We start from the raw sequence: 23,693 nt of genomic DNA on the forward strand, positions 1-23,693 counted from the left end.
AGAAATCTTGTCATTCTAACACATCACTTTGATTTATAAAGATAACTTATTGTTTGTATGTTTAATAAAAAAATCTAATACCGTAGGATTCTCTCGTTTAAAACCTGTTCCATGTTGAATCCATCAAAACCATGTCTCTGTGTATGTCATAAACGGGATGGAGCATGTCAATAAAAAATATTAAAGACAAGATTAAAAATACTTTTTATAAACGCTCTTAACAGCTAAGGTCTGTCTGAAACATTGGTGGCTAGTACAGTGTATGATGGTGCCAGTTTACTCTTTTTATTAAGCGTAAAGGTCGTAGTACTCAATGGAGTTATTATATTGGGGGATTATCGCTTTATACTATTCACGAATCTTGACATGAAACGGATATGATATGCCCTGAGAAATATTTCTTTAAAACAAGCGTGTGAATACGTAACAACGATATAGTCCGTTTGGGGCATTTTGTTTTCATAAGAGGTGTGATCCCATTAAAGAATGCAATAAATAAAAGCGCAAAACAATGCATCATCCTCACTATTAAAAAAACATTGCTCTCAATGCTTTTGAAAATCATAAAACTCAATTAAAAGAAGAAGACAAAGTTGAAAACTGATTTTTATCTTTATAACTTTATATGCCTCTCCAATGAAACTGTATTTCCGTTTCAGAGAGTACTCTAACAGGATATATGTAGTACGATCGCTCTAAACTAGCATATAAAAGGAGGCTAAAGTTAGTCACTGGTTATGATCTTTTCCTGTTTCTGAGATTAATTGAACGCTTTTCACTTAAGCGTGAAATAGCAGCAGTGATATAAGATTTTATTAATCAGTAATTATAAAATCTCTATATATGTAACCAATTTGCTTATGGAGAAGCAAGCCGGCACCCTCACACACTTTGCCAGCTCGTGAGTGTTGCTACAGCCCTTTCATTAAGACGGTTCATAAGAGCCATTTTTAGTCCTTTCTTCTATAGTTTTTATCCACACATTCATCCTACCTGTGATGTGCAAGCAAGTGATTTTTATTGATTCAACATACACAGATTTGAAATGAGAAAATTTTACGGTATTCGAGAATCTAATTCAACATGAATAATGTTAAATTATCTTTATAAATCAATATTTTGTATGACATTTATAATAGACAACTTTTTTCTTTAAAGCTTTATAACACAAAATGAAACAATAAAAACAAGAAGGGATTAAGAGAGATTAAAATAAATGGCTAATAAAATAAAGGCCCCGTTAAACGAGGCCTTCGTATTTTTTTGTGCTTATAATCTCATTTTTAGGAAATTAGAACTTGTAAGCGACACCTACCCGAAAGTCATTGGTTTTGTAGTTGAATTCACGTGTATCGTTTGCGAATTTCTTTTTACCAAAATCGGAGTAACGGTATTCTGCACGTAAAAGAACGTTGTCTGTCATTGCAAAGTCAACTCCACCACCAATAGTAAAACCAACCATTGTCTTCGTGTCATCAGCCCAAGTACCACCAGTCAAATCTACATTTTGCTTAACTGGTGGGTTTTCCACCACATCAGCTTTCTGCTCAACTTTAGCTCTCTCTCCTTTTCCTGCAACTGACTGAATGCCCTGTACCTGTGCATAGGCAATACCACCAGCAACATAAGGCATAATGCGGTCAATAGCAGCAAAACCGATACGAACGCGTGTAGCACCAGACCATTTTTCTTTATAACTGTGTTTTTCCGTTACTTTGTCACCTATTTCAAACTGCTGCTGATCTTTTAGTTCAACCTTAGCTTTTTCAAAGGCATTATTAAAAAATGCCACATCTTCTTTAGTAAGAGTCAATTCACGGGCTGTTTTTGATTCTTCACGGTCTGCCCAAACTGCATCGGTTTCAACACCCAGAATGAGACCATTTCCGAGGTCTACGTTAGATCCTGCATAAATACCACCCATGAAACCAGAAGGACTAGGTGTATTATCTTTTTTGTAAAGTTCTTTGTCTGCTCCTGGAACAGATAATTTTGTTTTACTTGAAAAATTGCCAACTTGACCACCAAGATAAAAACCTGTCCAAGAAAACGAAGGGGCTGTGATAACTGCTGGTGCGGCTTCATAAGGAATCATGACATCAGCTGCATGTGCTACAGAAGATGAAATCAAAGCGACAACAGAAGTTGCTATTAAAGATTTTGTATTCATAATTTTGCTCCTAAATTAACTACAAGATGATCCTACAAGATTATAAACGGAAAAGCTGTAGTAAAAATGTCACAATTGTGCAAATAAAAAACCGAGAAAACAGCGCTTTTGTAAAAGTCAAGATCTTTTGGAAATTTAATTTTTTATTAATACTTTGTATTCATAATTGCGCTTTTGACAAAATTAGAACTTGTAAGCAATACCTACACGAAAGCCATTGTTTTGTAGCTTAGTCTATCCTTTGCAAATTGCTCCTTACGAAAGTCTGAGTAATGGTGTTCTGCACGCAACAGAACGTTGTCTGTCATTACAAAGTCAACACCTAAGATGAAACTAACCAGTGTCTTTGTCTTCATCATGCAAATTATCAGAAGCGATCACTTGACCAGTATTATCAGCCAGTCTCTTTTTTCACTTTAATTGCGGGAATGCCCTACATTTGCGTATAAGCAATACCATCAGCAAAATAAGGTATTATACGATTAGCAACTGCAAAACTAATACGGGACCATGTTACACTAAACCATTTTTCTTCTTCAGTAAAAATTATAAACTATTGTATCATCATCGTGAAGCTTTTCTGCATCAGCCAAAGTAACGCCAGCATTTATAAGATTTTGGCTAAATTTTTATATCTCATACGCCTCAAGATCCTCTAAGTGCATTTTTGTATTTCCACGGTCGTGCCCAGACTGCATCTGTTGCTACACCTAAGATGAGGACATTTCCAAGATCTACGTTGGAACCAAAATAAATACCACCCATGAAACCAGACGGCTTAGGCAATCCATATTTGTATGGAGTTTTTTCTTTTATCTCTAAATAAAATAGATCAACTTGACTTGAAAAGTTGCCAACTTAACCACCGATAAAAAACCTGTTCAAAAAAGTAGGAGCAGCAATACCTGTTGGAGCTGCTTCACCAAGGATGATAGCATTAGAAGCTTGTGTCGCAAAGTTGTAGTTATAGTGATAACAGAAATTATGATTAAAGATTTTATATTCGTAAACTTTGCTCCTAACTTATTTAGGAACAAAGTATTATACAACTACAGAAAAACGCTGTAGTCAACATGATACAACCATAGGAAATGAAAGACAAACCCAAGATAAAATCATTTCATAACTTCACTTCGTACAATAAATTGTAAGTTATAAATATGCATAAGATATTGATTTTACATCGTAGTTATTGTCTCTCGTTTATGAAAATCTTTTTAAGAAAATCCGAAGAATATATTTTACACCGCCAATAAATATGGGGTGTGTGATAATATAGCAATAGAAAAATAACAGAGGCTCCGTCTTCGACAGAGCCTCATAACAATTTATTTTGTCTTCATCATTTCGTTTTTACGAAATTAGAATTTGTAAGCAACACCTACACGGAAATCATTGGTTTTGTAAGCTATTTTATCCCCATCCTTTACAAATGCTTTTTTACCAAAGTCTGAGTAACGGTATTCTGCACGCAACAAAACATTGTCTGTCATTGCGAAATCAACACCACCACCTACAGTGAAACCAACCATCGTTTTTGTTTCATCAAACACTTTAGCAGAAGCGATTTCAGCACCTTCAGCTGTCGCTGCCTTAAGAGAATCGACCAATTGCAGCTGCGTATAAGCAATACCACCAGCGAAATAAGGCATAATGCGATCAACTGCTGCAAAACCGATACGAACGCGTGTTGCACCAGACCATTTTTCTTTTATGGAGATGCCCTTTACACGTTTGTCAGTCGCCACGATACCAGCAATAGTTTTTCCTGTAGCAGGTGTAGCTTTAGCTTCTGTAAGCTCATCTTTGAAAGCTTGAAGTCCTGCTTCCCCAATGACTGCTGAATGCGCTTTTGAATCTTCGCGGTCAGCCCAGACTGCATCGGTTTCAACACCTAGAATGAGGCCATTTCCAAGATCTACGTTGGAACCTACATAAATACCACCCATGAAACCAGAAGGCTTAGGTGTCCAGTCTTTATTTGTAATTTTCTTTTTTGTTTCTGAATTAACTCTATCAACTTTACCTGAAAAGTTGCCAACTTGACCACCGATATAAAAGCCTGTCCAAGAAAATGAAGGGGCTGCTGCGATGACTGCTGGGGCTGTTTCACGAGGGATGACAACATCAGCAGCTTGTGCTGCAGAAGCTGCCGCTATAGCGATAACAGAAGTTGTTACTAAAGATTTTATATTCATAAACTTTGCTCCTAATTTATTTATGAGCAAAGTGCTACAAGATTACAGAAAGAAAAGCTGTAGTAAAAATGATACAGTCACAGAAAATGGAGGACACATCCCAGACAAAATCGCTTCATAGCTTGATTTTGTACAGGAAATTACAAACTTTATATATAAATAAGTTACTGATTTTAAATATAATTCTTGTTTATTGTCTATGATTTTTTTAAGAAAATCTGAAGAATATCTTTTCATATCCACAATAAATTATGTGTTGTGTGATAATATAGCAACAGAAAATAACAGAGGCTCTGTCAAAGACGGAGCCTCTTCGTTATTCAACTTACCATCTGTTAAAATTTGTAAGCAACACCTACACGAAAATCATTCGTTTTGTAAGAAGTCTCATATTTATCATTTGAGAATTTCTTTTTACCAAAATCTGAGTAACGATATTCTGCCCGAACAATAATATTATTGGTCATTGCTAAATCAACACCAGCGCCAAAAGTGTAACCAACAAGGGTCTTTGTTTCATCAGACAGAGTACCAGAAGCGATTACTTTGTCTGAATCTTTATCTGTTATTGAAATCAACGCACTATCTTGAAGCTGTGTATAAGCGATACCACCAGCAACATAAGGCATAATGCGTTCAGCTGCAAAACCAATACGCACGCGCGTTGCACCAGCCCACTTTTCTTTAAAAGTGAAACTGTGGGTTCGTTTAGCGCCAGGTTTCAGCGCATCTTTACCAATATTAATTGCAGCGTCTTTTAATACCTTGTTAATATAATTGATGTGTTCTGGGGCAATGACATATGTTTTTCCTGTCTTCGTGTCATCTTTATTAGACCACATGATATCTGTATCAACACCTAAAATAAGGCCATTGCCGAGATCAATATTGGAACCTGCGTAAAGACCACCCATGAAACCAGATAGTTTAGGCAAATAATCGTCATCTACTGGAATCTTTTGTCCTTTAGCAAGAATATCCATCTTCGTTTTACCCGAAAAACCACCAAGCTGCCCACCAAGATAGAAACCTGTCCAAGAAAAAGTTGGAGCAACAATAACGGGAGCAACAGGGGTTGGACGCGGGGGAACAATAACATCTGCTGCCTGCGCCGCTGAAGCTGAAACAAAAGCGAAAGCAGAAGCTGTTATTAACCATTTCATATTCATATTTTCTCTCCATAGCTGAATATTTATTTGAACACACCATTTCATATAGAGCCCTATCTCTAGATATCTGTAGCAAAAATGATACACTCATAAAAAAAACAAAAAGCCACTCCAAGCACCTTTAATTGCTTGATCTGTAATAAATAAGAATTAAACTATGCCACTGCACAAAGGATCTCTTTTCGTCACATTTGCTCTCCTTTATGAATTTTGCAAAAAATCTGTGCTCCCCCCCTCCGTGTAAAGCATGTACTATGGCTATGAAAGATCATATATTGATAATGAAAAAGTGTCTTTTATATTTCATCGCACTATTGAAGATGCTCTCATTTATATTAAAATAATGAAAACCATTCCCCTGTACATCACAAAAGAGCAAATGTGTGTGGATAAATAAAACTATTAAAGGCTAAAATGCCACCTATGAATACTCTCAATATCAAAAATAGCGAGAACTGTTAAAATATTGAGAACAGCCAAATGCAACCGTTCTATTTAAATTCATACAAACAACGTTTTTAGCTTCATCCTTCGCATAACAAAATGTGAATAGCTCTTTGATTGTTTTTTCATCATTGTAAAGAATGCTTGTACCGCACAAAATAAGATCTCCACTACCCTATGGACTGCAACAAAATTACCATGCAATTTCATCACGCTTGCTCTTTGTTTTTAATTTAGGAATTTATTCCTTTTTGACATACTTACCATTTTTTTCTTCTCTCAATCTATAGTAAAGTCTTTTCAGAGCTTCAGCCTTATTTGTAGGCTATCATTTCATACTTCTTTACAAGACTAAATTGAAAAAAAATGCCTAAAGACAGACAACCGGTATGATAAACATTAAAACTTTATAGAAATCTCCTTAAAGCTGAAAAAATGAGAAATCTTTCTTAAAGTTTTCAAACATACCTTTCTTAAAAAATCATAGATTTAGCAGAAAAAATATCTGATATTTTGAATCATAGACAAATGAATATTTTATAAATTCTGTAGTCGAAGCATACCATCAAAGATCAAAAATTTAATATTTTTGTTTCTTCACGCGATTTTGATGAAGTATCCTCTCAGATCCTCTCTGCAAACAGCTTAGTTTCTTGTCGAGAGAATTTTTCTTAGCTCCTTCCCCATGTGATTCATTTAACTAAAGGCTCCCTCTGAACAAGCCCTACTCTAAAAACACTTAATCAAGGAGTTTTATATGCACTGTATAGTCACGCTTAAAATGACAGTATTTACAGCATAATAGCGTAACCCAAAATCCGGAGGCTATATTTATCCAAATCCATGAATTTTGTAACGAGGATTGCCATTATACAGAGTACTCTTGCACCGAAATCCACTTCCCCATATCTTTCCAAATAGTACTCTTCCCCCCTCCGTACACAATTATAATACCCTTTGCGAACAACTGCTCCTCCACTTTTCAAATGATAAAAAATATCTCCTCTCTTCAATTCCCGATCATACGTTAGATCTCTTGAAGTTGTTTTTTTACTTTTTAATAACTCATTGGACTTCGTGCAAATAGGTTTGGTCGTCCTCTTTTCCCTGATCCTCTTTTAGGATAATGACCTCTTTTTTTACCAGAATGTAACACAGGGACTAACTTAGCTGCTGTTATGCATTGGTTGTTATGCGTGCAAGAAAGTTCCATTTGAACAACTTCAGAGAAGATCTTGCTCAACTGTTCACTAGAAAAAAGATCTATAGGAGGAACAAGAGAAGGTACACCCTCTATTAACTTTTGAGAAGACAAGAAAGAAGCTCCCTGAGCTACAGAGATTGAAGCAAACGTAGCAAAAGCCGTAATAAAATATTTTATATTCATAAATTTAACCTCACAAATATCCATAATGGATTTTACCTAGTGTCTTCATTGCAAATTTCCAGAAAAAATAGCATGTTTATAGATAAAAAGTGAGAATCCTCAAAAAACAAAACTTTGAGGCATTTTAATTTTAAAATAAATGCAAATTGCCCCACTTTACAAACATAGAAATCACTTGTTTGGCAATGCATAAAAGCACAAAATATCGTCTGGGGCGAATAAACTACGCAAATGTCATATCAACATATTGATTTATAAATCCCCCTATTGAATGAGCACTCTCAGTATCATAAGATTATCTTATTTTAAATTCGCTCATGATACATTAAGCAAAATTATTCGCTTACATGTCATAAATGAGGTTGATATATGGATAAGACTCTTGAAAAAAGGGGGGGCTTCCGAATCTGTTTAAATACAAAAGCTATTGCAACATTTTGATTTAGTAAAAAGTGCTCTTGCTGACTTGTTTCTAGCAAACTTTTCTAGGAGTCGTTCCTTGCATTGTTCAGTATAATCGTGGTTATCTTTATACATTAATCATATAACATATTGATTTATAATAATAGTTTAGCGTTATTTATATTGAATGAGAACCCTGAATACCATAAGATTCTCTCATTCCAAATCTTTTTCATGTTGAATCAATCAAAACCATTTGTTTGCACGTTACAAGTTGGGAGAGCTGTGTGGAGTGAAACTGTACAATAAAGGACTAAAAATGCCTTTTATGAATCGTCTCCAGTGCCAAGGGTTGTCGCAAAATTGGATGTTGGCAAAATGTGTGATGGTAGCGGCTTGTTAACTCCATAAGCGTAAGATGGTAGTGTTCAATAGATTTTATATTGATTGGAGGCTTTATCGTTATATCTTTTATGAGCGCCACCGTAAAATAGACTTGAGTGCCGGTTTCTTAAAAAAAAGCACATGAATTAGCAACATAAATATATTCCGTTTAGGGCATTCTGTTTTACACGAAGAACGTAAATCCATTAAAAAACATGAGAAACAAAAGCATGAAGCAATACGTAATCTCTATTATTTAACAGACATTTCTTTAAATACTTTTGAAAGTCGTAAAGCAAAATTAAAAATGATGGTAAAGATGAGATTTGGTTTTTACATTTACACATTCATATTCTCCCCCAATTAGGCTGTATACCGGTTTCAGAGATTTAAGCCTTCTAACCTACCGTATGTTTCCAGCCTCTCCTTAAAACCGCTTTTTTCAAATAAAAGCTGTTACAAACACAAAAAATATAAATTCGTCAATGTTACTTTTATTGCCTAAATTTCCATTGAAATAGAACTTAAAAATTATATTGTAACTCTTGAAAAGACGAGAGAACAAAAAACTGCTTGTATATTATCAGCATTTTATCCTCTCGCATTAACTAATTAACGCCATTTAAAAGCCAATTTCTAAAGTTAGCTATGCGCAAAAATATCAACTTCCGCCCATCCTAAAAGATCAAGCCTAGCTCTCATAGGTAAAAATTGAAAGCATGCCTTGGCAACACTTTCTCGCTCTTCACGTCTTAAGCGTTCTTCAAATATAACTTTTAAACGATGTAAATATAACACATCCGACGCAGCATATTCAATTTGTGCCTGTGATAACGTTTCTGCTGCCCAATCCGAAGATTGTTGCTGTTTAGAAATATTCACATTCAGCAATTCATTACAAACTTCTTTTAAGCCATGACGATCCGTATAAGTACGCGTGAGTCTAGAAGCAATTTTTGTACAAAAAACAGCTTCTGGCATAACACCAAATGTATGCGCTAAAATAGCAAGATCAAAACGCCCAAAATGAAATATTTTGGTAACCGCGTTATCTTCAAGAAGCTTGACCAAATTAGGTGCACTCTTTTGTCCTTTAGCAATTTGTATAATATCAGCAGTACCATCTCCGGAAGAAAGCTGCACAACACATAAACGATCACGATGCGGTTGTAAGCCTAAAGTTTCGGTATCAATCGCAATAGCATCAGTTTTATAATTGTCTAAGCTTGGTAAATCACCTTGATGAACACGAATCTCAGCCATTTACCCTCCTATTTGCTAAAGCTGCAAGAATACGCGCCCAAGACCGCTGCCCCTTATGAAACGATTTTAAATTATACTTTTCATTGGGAGAATGAATACGATCATTATATAATGCAAATCCAACCAGAACAGATTCCATATCAAGAATTGACTGAAAATCTCCCACAACCGGAATTGATCCCCCCATAGCGTCGAGTATAGCAGGATTGCTCCATTCTTGCGACAAAGCTTCTTTTGTGGACTTTATAAAAGGTGAATCATAAGGAATTTGAATTGCAGAAGAACCACCATGCCCCTTAAATTCAACAGTACAATCAGCAGGAATAAGACCGCACACATAATGACGGAAAGCTTGGCGTATCTTCTCTGGATCTTGCTTATGCACTAAACGAAAAGATACTTTCGCATTCGCTTGAGAAGCAATAACCGTTTTTATTCCTTCTCCTTCATAACCACCACTAATCCCGTTAACTTCTGCTGTAGGACGCGCCCATACAAGTTCTAAAATGCTCCGTCCTTTTTCACCAGCAGGAATGGAAAGTCCTATAGGACCAAGAAAATTTTCAGCAGTACAATTCAGGGCATTCCATGATTGCAAAATCTGTGAAGGTGTTTCTTCCACTCCATCATAAAAACCTGGAAGCGTTACACGACCATTGTCATCATGAAGTCCTGCTAAGATTTTTGTTAAAATATGAATAGGGTTGGCAGCTACCCCTCCATAAGCACCAGAATGCAAATCACGATCGGCTGCCGTAATCGTAACCTCTTCTCCTAAAATACCCCGAAGAGTAATACAAACAGATGGTGTATCGGCATCCCACATTGCTGTATCACAAACCAATGCACAATCAGCCTTAAGTTCATCCCTATTTTCTTTTAAAAAAGGAACAAGAGAAGGAGAACCACTTTCTTCTTCTCCCTCAAATAAAACAGTAACCTTAATGGGAAGTTGCCCCGTTTCTTTCTTAAATGCACGACATGCCTCAACAAAGGTCATGAGCTGACCTTTGTCATCAGAAGCGCCACGAGCACAAATAACTTTTTCTCCATCTTTTTCCTTTAATGAAGGATTAAATGGATCATCTTCCCATAAATTTAATGGATCAACAGGTTGAACATCATAATGTCCATAAAATAACACATGCAGACAATCATCTGAAGGTCCTGGATGATGTCCAACAACCATTGGATGACCTGGTGTATCACGCCGTGAAGCCTCAAAACCTATTGTTTTTAAATCTTCTACCAACCAATCAGCTGCTTTACGACATTCATCCTTATAAGCCAAGTCTGTAGAAATCGATTGGAAACGTAAAAGAGAAAAAAGGCGTTCAAGGCTCTTTCCTATATTCTCATCAAGATGTGTTAATACTTTATTCAGCATAAAAAAAACCTCTCAAGCCTCGTATATTCGTATAATTGTAAAAACCTGACTTTAAGCCTCTTGTAGGATTTTGCAAGACACCTTATTCATTTTTGACACTGTGAGCAGTAAAAACTTGAACGCCCAGCCTGTAAAATACGTATAATAGGCGCTCCACATTCCAAACATTCCTTGCCTTCTCGTCCATAAACTGAAAAAGCGTGTTGAAAATAACCAAGTGAACCATCTATATGCATATAATCACGTAAAGAAGAGCCACCAGACAAAATGGCTTCAGAAATCACATTGCGTATATTTTGTGCTAAAGAATCTGCAAATTCACGTGCACGTGTCGTTTTTGATGCCAATGTAAATGCACTACGTTGTGGAGATAAACGACTCCGCCAAAGTGCTTCGCAAACATAAATATTCCCAAGACCCGAAACAATAGACTGATCAAGTAAAACGCCCTTGAGAGACATTTTTTTATTAACAAAAGCCTTTTGTAAATAACGACCAGAAAACGAATTACTCATAGGTTCAAGCCCTAGCTTATTTAAAAGCGGATGTTCATAAAGCTTGTCCGTATCGACTAAAAGCATAAACCCAAAGCGACGCACATCATTATAAATAAGATGATAAAACTCACCATCCCTTGTCTGAATATCCATGATAAAATGGTCATGCTTAACCAATTTATTTCTCGTTGAAAAAGCTTTTCTCAAAATATCATGCTCTATACGCCATGAACCAGACATTCCTAAATGGCTTAAAATCGTTTCATTATGAGAAAGATGAAATAATAAATATTTCGCACGCCGACCAAGTTCTATAATTTTCCTGCCGATAAGGCGCTCAGAAAAAGCCTCAGGAAAAGGAAAACGTAAATCTCTGCGATTAAGTTTAATAGACACTATCTTTGCATTAGTTACAACGGACTCAAGTCCACGACGAACTGTCTCTACTTCGGGAAGTTCAGGCATTACTCTTCTTTAATAATTATACACTTTCCAATCGTATGACTGATAAATTGACTTCTTCCCCCCTCCTTTAAAAACGGAGACTCCCACAACATCTGGTCTGTAAACAATCCAGTTTCTTGTTGAGTGGCTTTCTCTTGGTTTCCTACTCATGAATTTACTCAACTAAAGACTCTACAATCAAGCCCTGCCTTGAATATACACCACGCACTTTAAAAATACTTAACGCGTTAATGAAGTTTACATACCACCCCACCTTAAATGACAGTGTTTTACGGCATTACAGAATTAAGCCCATTCACCCTTACGAAATACAGGAACTCTTTCATCATCCTGAGTAATGCCATCTATATCAATTTCACCAGAACCAATCATCCAGTCAATATGAATGACACTTTTATTACCACCACGTGCTGCAATCTCTTCTGCTGTCAATGATGCCCCATCTAAAAAGCATTTGGAATAACACTGCCCTAAAGCAATATGACATGCAGCATTTTCATCAAATAAAGTATTATAAAAAAGGAGATCGCTCTTAGAAATCGGTGAAGAATGCGGAACAAGAGCAACTTCGCCTAAGCGACTAGCCCCTTCATCACTTTGCAAAACCTGCTGCAAAACTTCCTGACCTGTTGATGCACGAGCCTCAACAATACGCCCCGCTTCAAAACGCATCTCAATATTATCAATCAGTGCTCCTTGATAAGAAAGAGGCTTTGTCGAACGAACAAAACCCTCAACCTTATGAGCATGAGGCGTGGTGAAGACTTCTTCTGTCGGAATATTAGGATTGCAAACAACACCATTTTGAGCTGCAGATGCACCACCATGCCATTCATGATCATCTGCCAAACCAACTGTTAAATCGGTACCTGGTCCCGTAAAATGCAAAGCAGAGAAACGCTGATCATTAAGCCAAGATGACCGTTGCTTCAAAGCTGCATTATGAACACTCCATGCATGCACTGGGTCCTCTTCTGTAACCCGTGAAGCAGCAAAAATTGCATCTGCTAATTTCTTAATCGCCTCATTAAGTGGTAAAGAAGGAAACATCGCCTCAGCCCATCCTGCTGTTGGATACGCAACAATCGACCAATTCATAGCAAAATTAGATATTTTTTTAAGAGCAGGCTGGTAAGCTAACGAAGTCGCCTTATTTAAACGCGCAACCTTGTCAAAATCTTGATTGGACAAGAGCAACGGATTATCACCAACAATCGCTAAACGTGCTGCCCCATTTTCATAAGCCTTCGCCATTCCCTCATAGAGCCAAGAAGGAGCACAATCAAAACTAGCCGTATGAGCATTTTCAAAACGTGTAAGCGATAACATATCATCACTAAAAATTGGTGTAATGACATTCGCGCCAATCTTATAAGCATGATATGCAATACGCCGAACAAAAGGGAGGGCTGAAACTGGAGCAGTCAAGACAAGATCCTGCCCCTCTTGTAAATTCAGCCCCACTTTTACTGTAATTTCTGCAAGACGATTAAGCATTTCAGGCGAAATTGTCTCATGAATATCAAAGTACATTACCAATACCCTTCTTTAAATAAAATGCGTTCTTTACGTCGTCATATTATAAATTGTTTTTCAGATCCTTTGAGTTCACTTTCTCTACCTATATTTATGCGTATCATTATCGCCAAAAGGTTCACTTAATTCATAAACCGCAATGGGTGTATAACCCTTCTTTGGTCATGAAAAACTTACCAGTTTCCGTGCCGTTTTTCTAACATTGCAACAATTGCATTTAACTGATCTGATGAAGGTAACGCCATAATCGGTTTATTTTCTTCTTTCCTAGCTGGATGTTGAGGCGCATAGGCGGGAATGGGAACTTTATCAAGCTTTACCATAGCAAAAGATGTAGGATGGACAGTCTCGGACTGTGCTACCTTTGTCGAAGAAGACACACTCTTTTCTGTTGTTATTCCCCTATTTTCTAAACCTGCATCCATAAAGCTTGGTGCATTACCAGAACGCTCTTGAGCAAAAGCATACGCAACATCATAAGGGCGATTATTCGTAGGAATTTGAAGTGACCCATCGCGTGATCGTTTTTCATAAAAAGCATTTCCTCCCGCAACATGAACATAGTGCATGTTTTTATAAGGAAAAGACAAACCTGCCGTATGAAAAAACTTAGCGTTTTTAACTTTCTTATCTCGCTCACCCCGCAAAACAGCATCAGCAGCCTCTCTTACTCGAGCAACAGATGCTTTCTCCGTCATAGGACGCGTTAAAACACCAGGAGCAAACTGCTTATATTGACCAACAACACCACAAATCGTCTTAGGATAGGCGGTTGAATTAACACGATTCATAACAACCGTCCCAACGGCAATCATTCCTTCACGGCTTGTGCGATTTGATTCAAAATACATCGCACGCATAAGGCATTGGCGCTCTGTCAATGGATACGTAACTGTTTTTTCCTTATTATTATTTATTTTTCCAGTATCTAAATGATTTGAAGCGCACCCCACAACAACTAACGGTGCTACGCAACAGGTCACAAAAACATTCCAATGACTTTTTTTCATCTTATGCAACACATTCCTATAATCTTTAAGCTATTCAAATTTTGAAATGAGCTTTAAATATATCTCGAAATAAAGTATACAGCTAAGTGTTACCACTCAGTAAAATTTTAATACAAGTGGTAATAAAAAGTGTCTAAGCGAAATAAAAAATTTAAAACTCTTAATTTATAGATCAATATTGTCGCTCCTCATGGGGAAACATAGGCCCATAAAACCCCTTACGTTTCAATCCAAAGAAAATAATATGCTTCCCAATACGCTCACCTCATTCTACATACGAAAAAGATTTAGGTATGAAAACTTTTTGCATCAATATTGAAAAAAACAATACAGATATCCCCTTAATATAAATTTTAACAAAATAATCAGAAAGAAAACTCCCCTCCGGTCACAGTATGAATAATGATATCATTCAATAGACAAATATGTCAAATCAAGAGTTAACAACCTGCCATGCTCCTCTGAAAAATTTTTATTGCTCCTTTGTGCTGTTTCATAATATATCATCATATTCCCCTCCTGTAGCTATACTGTAAGAAAATGCCCCATAGATCTACAAACCTATTTTATACATCTAAGAAAAATTTTAATCTATTTTCTTCTCTCCTACCCCAACTTTATAAGTAAGATCATCGCGAGGACGATCAGAAGACATATGATAACCCGTTATGATATAATGCAACATTTCAGCAATATTGGTAACATGATCACCAATTCGTTCAATATTTTTTAAACAAAACAGTAAGTGCGTACAAACCGTAATATTGCGCATATCTTCCATCATATACGTCAAAAGTTCACGAAAAAGAGAAGTATACAAAGCATCAATCTTTTCATCGCGCTCCCGCACAGCGTCAACACGCTCTAATAGGCGACTCGTATAAGCATTTAACACTTCTTTTAATTGATTGAGCGCTAAAGCTGTAATTGTTTCAAGTCCATGATAAAAGGACGCAGATTGACGTATTTCTGAAAGTGCAACAGTCCTCTTAGCAATGTTTTTGGCCATATCCCCAATCCGCTCAAGATCAGAAGAAATACGAATAGCTCCAATAATTTCACGCAAATCGACAGCCATCGGCTGGCGTTTGCATATAATAGCAACCGCTTTTTCATCAATGTCACGTTCTGCTTCATCTAAAAACACATCATCGGCAATCACTGTCGTTGCAAGTTGAAGATCACTACACACAACCGATGCGACAGAACGTTCAATCATCCTTTCTGCATGGCTCCCCATTTCTGTAATCCTTACTCTCAAATATTTTAGTTCTGCATCATAAGAACGGACAGTATGTTTCATAGACATATCTTACACTCCTCAATTCACCTATCCAAAACGCCCCGTAATATAATCTTGCGTCCGTTGCTCTTTTGGTGAGGTAAAGATCATTTCAGTCGCACCAACTTCTACCAAATGCCCTAAATGAAACATAGCCGTATATTGAGAAACACGTGCGGCCTGTTGCATGGAATGTGTTACAATAACAATTGTATAATTTTGCCGTAACGCATCGATAAGCTCTTCAATCCGTGCTGTCGCAATGGGATCAAGAGCTGAACAAGGCTCATCCATCAAAATAACTTCAGGACTAACCGCAATAGCACGTGCAATACACAAACGCTGTTGTTGTCCCCCCGATAAACTTGTTCCAAGATCATGAAGACGGTCTTTTACTTCCTCAAACAAACCTGCCTGCCTCAAACTCTTTTCAACCACATCATGCAATTCAGAGCGTGTTTTAACCAAACCGTGAATGCGTGGACCATACGCAACATTCTCAAATATAGATTTTGGAAAAGGACTAGGCTTTTGAAAAACCATTCCAACACGAGCACGCAATTCTACAACATCAATCCTCTGATCATAAATATTCTCCCCATCTAAGGTAATAAGACCCGTTATTTTAGCACCTTCAATTGTATCATTCATACGGTTAAAACAACGCAAAAAAGTTGACTTCCCGCATCCTGATGGACCAATCAAAGCAGTCACTTGATGTTCAGGAATATCAAGTGTAATACCATGGAGTGCCTCTTTGTCTCCATAAGAAACCTTCACATCCTGACCACGCATTTTAATCTTCATTACAAAACTCACCTTACAAAAATCTTATCGAAATTGTTATTTTATTAAAATTATTGGCGGCGTTCAAATCGTCGACGTAAAAAAACCGCAGAAATATTCATGATCGCAAGAAAAATCATTAATACAATAATAGCCCCTGACGTCTTTTCAACAAAAGCGCGCTCTGCTTCACCTGCCCACATAAAAATTTGAACAGGCAACGCTGTTGCTGGATCCATGGGAGTCGTAGGAATATTAACAACAAAAGCAACCATTCCAATCAAAAGCAAAGGCGCAGTTTCACCCAAAGCCTGAGCTACTCCAATAATTGTACCTGTCAAAATACCAGGCGCAGCTAAAGGAATAACATGATGAAAAATCATTTGTGTTTTTGATGCCCCCAAACCTAAAGCTGCTGCACGAATAGAGAGAGGAACAGCACGCAAAGCAGAACGTGTTGCAATAATAATCGTGGGGAGAGTCATGAGCGCTAAAACAAGACCTCCAACAAAAGAAGCGGAACGTGGTAATCCCAAAAAATTAATAAAAACCGCGAGTCCTAAAAGACCAAAGACAATCGAAGGAACAGCTGCAAGATTATTGATATTAACTTCGATAAAATCTGTAAATTTATTTTTACGTGCATATTCTTCCAAATAAAGAGCCGTTGCTATGCCTATCGGAAGTGAAACCAATAAAACAATGCCTATCATATAAAGAGAACCAATAATCGCAACCCCTAACCCAGCAGTCTCAGGACGACTTGAAGCGCCAAGTGTAAAAAAACCAACATTAAATGTTTTATAAAGCGTACCATCATGCGCTAAACGCTTTATCCATTCTATTTGCCGATTAGAAACTTTACGGTTTTTTTCTGCTACATGCAGATCAATCTGCCCCTTATAAGCAGAATCGATATCCGCAGCTGCCAAAACTTTGATTTTTTGCATTGTGCCAATCAGTCTTGGATTCTTTGTCACCATTTCACGGAGTTGAACACGTACACCACTTGAAAACATACGGCTAACATCCCGCAGAGAGGCTCGATCATTTTGATCGATATCAAGTTTCTTGGCTAACGCATTGCGTACAAGAATTGGATAATTCGCCATTATGAGGACCTGTGGATTTGTTTTATGTTGACCACCTGGATCAATAATCTTTTCATCCAAATAAATCGATAATGTCATTTGACTCTGCAAAAAGGCTGTATAACCTTGACTAATGATAGACCATAAAAGCGCAAATAAAAAAAACAAACCAATAAAAATGGCAATCAAACCATAGGCACGAAAACGACGTTCAGCCCAATACCGACGTTTGAGGCTAATATTGCGACGAGGCAAAAGAATTTTTTCATTCATTCATATTGTTCCCGATATTTACGCACAATATAAAGAGCTAGAATATTCATCAAAAGTGTCATGACAAAGAGTGTCATTCCTAATGCAAAAGCCACCAAAGTTTGTGGAGAGTTAAACTCAAAATCACCAGTCAATTGATTAACAATCTTAACTGTCATCGTCGTCATTGCTTCGAAAGGATTGAGTGTTAAGTTTGCAGCAACACCCGCCGCCAAAACCACAATCATTGTTTCACCAATTGCACGCGATGCTGTCAACAAAATTGCTCCCATAATCCCTGGAAGCGCTGCCGGTATAACGACTTTCTTAATTGTTTCAGATTGTGTTGCTCCTAAACCATAAGAACCTTCACGTAAAATGCGTGGAACAGCTGTTATAACATCATCCGACAAAGAGGAAACAAAAGGAATCAACATAATTCCCATCACAACTCCAGCAGTCAAAACACTTTGCGCCATAATAAAACTAACCCCGTCTGAGAGAGAAGCAGAGAGATCTCGTAAAAATGGTCCTACAACCTTCAAAGCAAAAAAGCCATAAACAATCGTTGGAATGCCAGCAAGAACTTCTAACAATGGCTTCACAATTGCTCGCAATCGCGAAGAAGCATACTCGGCCATATAAAGAGCTGAAAATAATCCTATAGGTACAGCAAAAAGCATGGCAACAAATGCAATATAAAGCGTACCAGCAAGAAGTGGTATTAAACCAAATTGTCCTACTTCACCGCTTGAACCGCTCGCGGAAAAACGCGGATCCCAAACCGTTCCTAAAAAGAAATTTGAAAAAGATACAGACTGAAAAAAGCTTATTGTCTGAAAAAACATAGAAAGTGCAATGGCTATTGTCGTCAAGATAGCAACGATAGAAGCACAAACCAGTCCAATAATAATCAAAGATTCAACCTTATTACGCGCACGCTGATGAGGAGCAATTTGCATTATTCCACAGATAAAACCAAAGAATGCAATAGCAAAAAGGAAACCATAACCAATGAACTGAAGCTTTTCAGAAGAAAATACCCATGACTGTGCCATTTTGTACACATCATCCGATACTTCATCAGGTAAAACAAATCCCTTCGCGAATAATTGTGCCTGCACTGTCTTATAGGAAGCGGTAGAAAGATCCCCTTCAAAGTGATGAAGCATTTTGGCAAGACTTCGAAGAGTCTCCCAAAGTAGATCATGATTTACAGGCTCTGTTATATGCGCACTATATGCCTCAAGCTCTTGAGAGGCATTATATTCTAAATAAATTGTACTCCCAGCATCCCAAAAAATTAAAAAAATAAAAGCTGGAATAACAGTAATCAAAAATGTCCACCAGCCATAATAATACGCACGAGAATGCATTTTATGTCGTCTGTATTCAAGAAAGCGTGCGCGCATATAAGAAATACAAAAGCCACAAAATCCAAGAATTAATAACAGCAAAATAATGAAGGAAATGCGCATTTTATCTTTCAGTTTTTATAAAAAAATAACACCCAAATTTCCTATCCCAGAAATCCAACAAATTTTCCCTGCAAATTATTTCAATGTCATTACTCGACCAGCAGAAAAATCAGAACGCTGTGCTTGACGTTCCTTTTCAGGAGAAACAATCAAACCATATTCAGCCAAAGGACCCTCTGGACCAATCATTTGATCAGAAAGAAAAAAATCAACATACTCTCGCAAACCTGAAATAATACCTAAATGTGCTTTCTTAATATAGAAAAAAAGTGGACGAGAAACTGGATATTGTCCACTAGAAATCGTCTCAACTGTTGGCGCAAAACCGTTAATATCGGCAACCTTTAGCCTATCAGCATTATTTTGATAAAAAGACAAACCAAAAATACCAACCCCTGTTTTATTAGAAGTTAAACGCGCAAATGTTTCAGAATAATCACCATCAATATCAACCGCTTTTCCATCCTTACGTACAGCAATACAAGCAGTGTGTATCTCCTTATCATCCATTCCTAAAGACTTCATCACCTCAACTGCCCCACTCTCTTTACACCCCTCAATAAGTAATTTTTCCTCAAAAACTTCACGTGTCCCATGCTTCTCTCCAGGAATATACGCTGCTATCGTCCAATCAGGAAGAGCACTATTAACTGTACTCCATTTCAAAAAATTATTCGGTTGCAATTTTCCGTCTATAATAATTCGAGCAGCAAGGGCTTTATAAACATCTACTGGCTGTAATTTCCAATCAGGCCCCTTAATATCTGTTGCAAAAACAATGCCATCATACCCAATACGTATTTCCTCAACATCTTTTACACCAGCATCAAAACAAGACTGTAATTCACTCGGTTTCATTGCTCGCGAAGCATTAACAATATCAACAGTGTTCTCCCCAATACCACGGCAGAATTCCTTAATACCAGCTCCTGTTCCTCCCGATTCGATAACAGGAACCTTAAAATGGGGATAAATTTCTCCAAATGTTTCAGCAACAATCTTTTGATAAGGTAAAACTGTAGATGAACCAGTAATCTGTATTTGATCGCGCGCATTGCCTCCATTTGCTGACAGCAGTAGCGCAAAAATCAATCCCACTCCAATTGATAATACTCTGTTCATCTATAAACTCCCTAAAAATTGGAAACAAAGCCTCTTAATTTATATCATACGGTCATTCTAGTTCACATTTGCAACATAACAAATATAAAAAACAACATGGATCATTTTTTTAAAACCATGTTTTTGTCCTCTGTCAAATAAATTCATTTGAACGCTTGAACTCAATAACATCCCAAAACAAATGAGCAACATCTGTACCGCAGAAGCGTTTAATTTCACGAATTCCCGTAGGAGACGTCACATTGATTTCTGTTATATAATCTCCAATCACATCAATCCCCACAAAAAGAAGACCTCGTTCCTTTAAGGCTGGACCAATGCGTTCACAAATCTCATAATCACGTTTTGTTAACTCAACATTTTCCGCGCGACCTCCAACATGCATATTAGAGCGCACATCTGTTTCTGTCGGAATTCGATTAATAGCTCCAACAGGTGTACCATCAAGCAAAATAATCCTTTTATCTCCTTTTCGTACTGCCTCTAAATAGCGCTGAACAATAAAAGGTTCGTGATAAATTTCTGCAAACATTTCCAACAATGATGCTAAATTACGATCATCTTGTTTTAAATAAAAAATACCAGCGCCCCCATTTCCATAAAGTGGTTTAACAATAATATCGCCAAATGTCTCTCTAAAAGCTGTTATTTCTTCAATATCTTTGGTAATTAATGTTTCTGGCATCAGATCAGAAAATTCAGTAACAAAAATTTTTTCTGGACTGTTGCGTACCCATGCGGGATCATTCACAACGAGTGTTTTAGGATGAATACGCTCTAACAAATGGGTTGTTGTGATATAATTGAGATCAAAAGGGGGATCTTGGCGTAAAAGAACCACATCCATATCTGTTAATTCCGTGCGAACAGGCTTTTCTAATTGATAGTGGCTTCCCTCTTTATCATGTATAATCAATGGCTCTAGTCGTGCAATCACACAACCATCGCATAGAGATAAACGATCTGGTGTATAATGGAAGAGAGAATGTCCACGTTCTTGTGCTGCTAAAGCGAGTGCAAATGTCGTATCTCCCTGAATCCGAACTGTTGAAATATGATCCATCTGAATGGCAATTTTCATAAATAAATCCTCCCTATCCTAAAAGCAGACTGGTCTATGCATCATAAACTTAGTAAACAATAAAAGAACTATGACAAGAGAAAATTTATGACACAAGAAACAGATACAAAATTAAGCAACGAAGAAATCGAACGCTATGCACGCCACATCATTTTGCCTGAGATTGGTGGTGCAGGGCAACAAAAGCTAAAAAAAGCACGTGTTCTTGTTGTGGGCGCTGGTGGTCTTGGGGCTCCTGTCTTAACCTATTTGGCTGCCGCAGGTGTTGGAACCCTTGGAATTATCGATAACGACATCGTTTCACTTTCTAATTTACAACGCCAAGTTATTCATAAAACAAATGCAATGAACAAAAGCAAAACAGACAGTGCTGAAACCACTATAAAAGCAATAAATCCCCATGTCGTAGTTGAAAAACACACCCTACGCTTAGATAACAGTAATGTGGATAAACTGCTCAATGCTTACCACATCATTGTTGATGGAAGTGATAATTTTACGACACGCTATCTTCTTGCTGATCACGCTGCCCAATGTAAAAAACCTCTAATAAGTGGTGCTGTAGAACGTTTTAATGGCTCATTAACCGTCCTTATGCCATATAAAGACAATAATCCTCACTATCGCGATTTATTTCCCACGCCTCCTGCTCCCGATACTATTCCAACATGCGCTGAAGCTGGAATCATCGGTGTTTTACCCGGCGTTATTGGAACCCTACAAGCAATGGAAGTTATTAAAATGATCACAAACATCGGAGAGCCATTAGTAGGAAAGATTCTTCTCTATAATGGATTATTAGCGCAATTTAATATTATTACTTATAAACGCTCAAATTATTAAAGAAAATGCCGTAGCTCTTAAGAATTTTGGAGAATCTTGATGATGTTCTCTCTTCTGTTCTCTTATATTCTTTTAGCATATTCTAAAACTGGAAATAGCGATATTTTACTTAGCGCCATTGGAACTCTACATGCAATGAAAACTATTAATCTTATCGCAAATATTGAAAACCTTTTGTAGAAAAAATCCTTCTTTATAATGAATTATCAGCGTAATTTCATGTCATCTTTTATAAACGATTAGATATTCGTGCAAACGTAGCTGCCATCAGTGTTCTTATGTAAAGAATTTTTGAGGGGAATAAAAATACACTCAGCAGGACCATATTCAACTCTCTCTCCATTCACGCATAATAACCTCTTCATGTGACAGCGCTTTAATAACTCTAAATCATACCCCATAAACAGATAACCTCGTGATACTTTAGTTATTAATGATGTAAAAATGTCTGCACGCTTGCATCAAGACAAAACGTTTAGTTTATCAAACATCAGAGCAATCCATTTGCTCTGTTCCTAAAAAATACAGAGGTAATAATGGCGCATAGAAGAGAAAAGATTAACTTCACGCAGAGCTTCAATCATAAAATCATCGCATTCAAAAGTAAAAAATTGTAGTTCATAAATTGACAATTCTTCAGCAATAATTTCACTTACAAGTATATGTGGAGAAAGTGAAGCAAACCAATCTTAAAAAAAATCTGAATACTCCTCCATAAAGAACGTATTTTCTTATAAATAAAATTGCTCATGTCAATATTATAAAAAGTGATCTGCACCTTAAAAAACAACATTCGTATAAGTGTAAACTCCAATGTTGTTTTTCCTGAGATCTCTCTGTATAATTTCAAGTGTTTAACCAACACGAATTATAATATCTGTACCCTAACAGCATCACATAATCCTTTTATTCACTGTAAAAATTCTTTTTAACTAGGAACCAAACACAAATTTTTACTTTGCACCAGATAGGTGCATTCCTATCTGTTTAAAGAAGTTGTCCCTTAGATTTATTGCCAACAATTTCTTTTGTATGCTGTTAGAAATTTTAGAATTCTTGATTTGTTGGACCATTTTCAATAATTTTTTTCCTCATCACAGACACACACTGATTTATAATCTATTGCTTCATATATTAAGTGAGCGCCTCAAATACCGTAATTTTTTTTATTTCATTTCTTTATATTCACTCAATCAAATCACACCCCATAAGGGGGAATAGCATGTGAATAAAAATATGTAAAACAGAAGTAAAAATGCCCTTTATAAACTATCTGAATAAACAAAGACTATTGCAACATTAGGAACTGGAATAATATGATGGAGCCCTATAGATTATCCCATTCACGAGTGCCATCGTGAAATGGGCGTGGGAAGCATCGAGAAAAATCTCTTTAAAAAAAGTGGGTGAATGTGCAAGGTTAAATATGTTCTGTTTTGCAATGAG

General features: G+C 36.9%; 16 protein-coding genes. 1 reads left to right on the forward strand and 15 read right to left on the reverse strand.

All coding sequences use genetic code 11. From position 1 onward, the window contains the following. Window positions 1-1,291 precede the first annotated feature (1,291 nt). The 15 genes from ACFIMQ_RS04190 to gshB form a co-directional block, all read right to left on the reverse strand. On the reverse strand, window positions 1,292-2,170 hold the full coding sequence (locus ACFIMQ_RS04190) for an outer membrane protein (protein ID WP_375616406.1): 879 nt from the start codon (window positions 2,168-2,170) through the stop codon (window positions 1,292-1,294). Window positions 2,171-3,531: 1,361 nt separating this feature from the next. After that, window positions 3,532-4,368: a porin gene (locus tag ACFIMQ_RS04195; protein WP_375703470.1), complete on the reverse strand. Its 837-nt coding sequence runs from the start codon at window positions 4,366-4,368 to the stop codon at window positions 3,532-3,534. A gap of 335 nt (window positions 4,369-4,703) precedes the next feature. Continuing rightward, window positions 4,704-5,537, reverse strand: a complete 834-nt coding sequence (locus ACFIMQ_RS04200; RefSeq protein WP_375616408.1) for an outer membrane protein — start codon at window positions 5,535-5,537, stop codon at window positions 4,704-4,706. A 1,501-nt stretch (window positions 5,538-7,038) separates the two neighbouring features. Then, window positions 7,039-7,368 carry a hypothetical protein gene (locus ACFIMQ_RS04205; protein WP_375703471.1) on the reverse strand — a complete coding sequence of 110 codons (330 nt, stop codon included), beginning with the start codon at window positions 7,366-7,368 and terminating at the stop codon, window positions 7,039-7,041. A 1,428-nt stretch (window positions 7,369-8,796) separates the two neighbouring features. Continuing rightward, complete coding sequence (locus ACFIMQ_RS04210) at window positions 8,797-9,417, reverse strand: ribonuclease D (RefSeq protein ID WP_375616410.1); 621 nt, start codon at window positions 9,415-9,417, stop codon at window positions 8,797-8,799. Then, window positions 9,410-10,804 (reverse strand): M20/M25/M40 family metallo-hydrolase, encoded by a 1,395-nt coding sequence (locus ACFIMQ_RS04215; protein ID WP_375616411.1) that lies wholly within the window; start codon window positions 10,802-10,804, stop codon window positions 9,410-9,412. The genes ACFIMQ_RS04210 and ACFIMQ_RS04215 overlap by 8 nt, the downstream gene beginning before the upstream one ends. An 86-nt stretch (window positions 10,805-10,890) precedes the next feature. Continuing rightward, window positions 10,891-11,766, reverse strand: a complete 876-nt coding sequence (gene mutM, locus ACFIMQ_RS04220; protein ID WP_375616412.1) for a bifunctional DNA-formamidopyrimidine glycosylase/DNA-(apurinic or apyrimidinic site) lyase — start codon at window positions 11,764-11,766, stop codon at window positions 10,891-10,893. A gap of 285 nt (window positions 11,767-12,051) precedes the next feature. Continuing rightward, complete coding sequence (locus tag ACFIMQ_RS04225) at window positions 12,052-13,299, reverse strand: aminopeptidase (protein WP_375616413.1); 1,248 nt, start codon at window positions 13,297-13,299, stop codon at window positions 12,052-12,054. A gap of 176 nt (window positions 13,300-13,475) precedes the next feature. Beyond that, the gene (locus tag ACFIMQ_RS04230; RefSeq protein ID WP_375703472.1) at window positions 13,476-14,312 is read right to left on the reverse strand and encodes a cell wall hydrolase; all 837 of its coding nucleotides are present in this window, start codon (window positions 14,310-14,312) and stop codon (window positions 13,476-13,478) included. Between the two features lie 586 nt (window positions 14,313-14,898). Beyond that, complete coding sequence (gene phoU / locus ACFIMQ_RS04235) at window positions 14,899-15,621, reverse strand: phosphate signaling complex protein PhoU (RefSeq protein ID WP_375703473.1); 723 nt, start codon at window positions 15,619-15,621, stop codon at window positions 14,899-14,901. A 21-nt stretch (window positions 15,622-15,642) separates the two neighbouring features. Next, window positions 15,643-16,401 (reverse strand): phosphate ABC transporter ATP-binding protein PstB, encoded by a 759-nt coding sequence (gene pstB, locus ACFIMQ_RS04240; protein ID WP_139412809.1) that lies wholly within the window; start codon window positions 16,399-16,401, stop codon window positions 15,643-15,645. A 50-nt stretch (window positions 16,402-16,451) separates the two neighbouring features. Continuing rightward, a complete protein-coding gene (gene pstA / locus ACFIMQ_RS04245) occupies window positions 16,452-17,744 on the reverse strand; it encodes a phosphate ABC transporter permease PstA (RefSeq protein ID WP_375610532.1) in 1,293 nt (430 codons plus the stop codon). Then, window positions 17,741-19,201, reverse strand: a complete 1,461-nt coding sequence (gene pstC, locus ACFIMQ_RS04250) for a phosphate ABC transporter permease subunit PstC (RefSeq protein ID WP_375616417.1) — start codon at window positions 19,199-19,201, stop codon at window positions 17,741-17,743. The genes pstA and pstC overlap by 4 nt, the downstream gene beginning before the upstream one ends. A gap of 75 nt (window positions 19,202-19,276) precedes the next feature. Continuing rightward, window positions 19,277-20,323, reverse strand: coding sequence for a substrate-binding domain-containing protein (locus tag ACFIMQ_RS04255; protein WP_375703474.1), 1,047 nt, complete (start codon window positions 20,321-20,323; stop codon window positions 19,277-19,279). Between the two features lie 133 nt (window positions 20,324-20,456). Beyond that, the gene (gshB, locus tag ACFIMQ_RS04260) at window positions 20,457-21,404 is read right to left on the reverse strand and encodes a glutathione synthase (protein WP_375703475.1); all 948 of its coding nucleotides are present in this window, start codon (window positions 21,402-21,404) and stop codon (window positions 20,457-20,459) included. Window positions 21,405-21,491: 87 nt separating this feature from the next. On the opposite strand from gshB, the gene ACFIMQ_RS04265 reads away from it, so the two are divergent. Continuing rightward, window positions 21,492-22,247 (forward strand): molybdopterin-synthase adenylyltransferase MoeB, encoded by a 756-nt coding sequence (locus tag ACFIMQ_RS04265; protein ID WP_375703476.1) that lies wholly within the window; start codon window positions 21,492-21,494, stop codon window positions 22,245-22,247. Window positions 22,248-23,693 lie beyond the last annotated feature (1,446 nt).

The sequence above is a fragment of the Bartonella sp. AD13SXNS genome, from assembly GCF_042196465.1.
In the GTDB taxonomy this organism is placed as follows: Bacteria; Pseudomonadota; Alphaproteobacteria; order Rhizobiales; family Rhizobiaceae; genus Bartonella.

Bases quoted from the DNA above. Each gene is read 5' to 3' on its own strand.
- ACFIMQ_RS04190 (WP_375616406.1), bottom strand. From the start codon at position 2,170: ATGAATACAAAATCTTTAATAGCAACTTCTGTTGTCGCTTTGATTTCA.
- ACFIMQ_RS04195 (WP_375703470.1), bottom strand. From the start codon at position 4,368: ATGAATATAAAATCTTTAGTAACAACTTCTGTTATCGCTATAGCGGCA.
- ACFIMQ_RS04200 (WP_375616408.1), bottom strand. From the start codon at position 5,537: ATGAATATGAAATGGTTAATAACAGCTTCTGCTTTCGCTTTTGTTTCA.
- ACFIMQ_RS04205 (WP_375703471.1), bottom strand. From the start codon at position 7,368: ATGAATATAAAATATTTTATTACGGCTTTTGCTACGTTTGCTTCAATC.
- ACFIMQ_RS04210 (WP_375616410.1), bottom strand. From the start codon at position 9,417: ATGGCTGAGATTCGTGTTCATCAAGGTGATTTACCAAGCTTAGACAAT.
- ACFIMQ_RS04215 (WP_375616411.1), bottom strand. From the start codon at position 10,804: ATGCTGAATAAAGTATTAACACATCTTGATGAGAATATAGGAAAGAGC.
- mutM (WP_375616412.1), bottom strand. From the start codon at position 11,766: ATGCCTGAACTTCCCGAAGTAGAGACAGTTCGTCGTGGACTTGAGTCC.
- ACFIMQ_RS04225 (WP_375616413.1), bottom strand. From the start codon at position 13,299: ATGTACTTTGATATTCATGAGACAATTTCGCCTGAAATGCTTAATCGT.
- ACFIMQ_RS04230 (WP_375703472.1), bottom strand. From the start codon at position 14,312: ATGAAAAAAAGTCATTGGAATGTTTTTGTGACCTGTTGCGTAGCACCG.
- phoU (WP_375703473.1), bottom strand. From the start codon at position 15,621: ATGTCTATGAAACATACTGTCCGTTCTTATGATGCAGAACTAAAATAT.
- pstB (WP_139412809.1), bottom strand. From the start codon at position 16,401: ATGAAGATTAAAATGCGTGGTCAGGATGTGAAGGTTTCTTATGGAGAC.
- pstA (WP_375610532.1), bottom strand. From the start codon at position 17,744: ATGAATGAAAAAATTCTTTTGCCTCGTCGCAATATTAGCCTCAAACGT.
- pstC (WP_375616417.1), bottom strand. From the start codon at position 19,201: ATGCGCATTTCCTTCATTATTTTGCTGTTATTAATTCTTGGATTTTGT.
- ACFIMQ_RS04255 (WP_375703474.1), bottom strand. From the start codon at position 20,323: ATGAACAGAGTATTATCAATTGGAGTGGGATTGATTTTTGCGCTACTG.
- gshB (WP_375703475.1), bottom strand. From the start codon at position 21,404: ATGAAAATTGCCATTCAGATGGATCATATTTCAACAGTTCGGATTCAG.
- ACFIMQ_RS04265 (WP_375703476.1), top strand. From the start codon at position 21,492: ATGACACAAGAAACAGATACAAAATTAAGCAACGAAGAAATCGAACGC.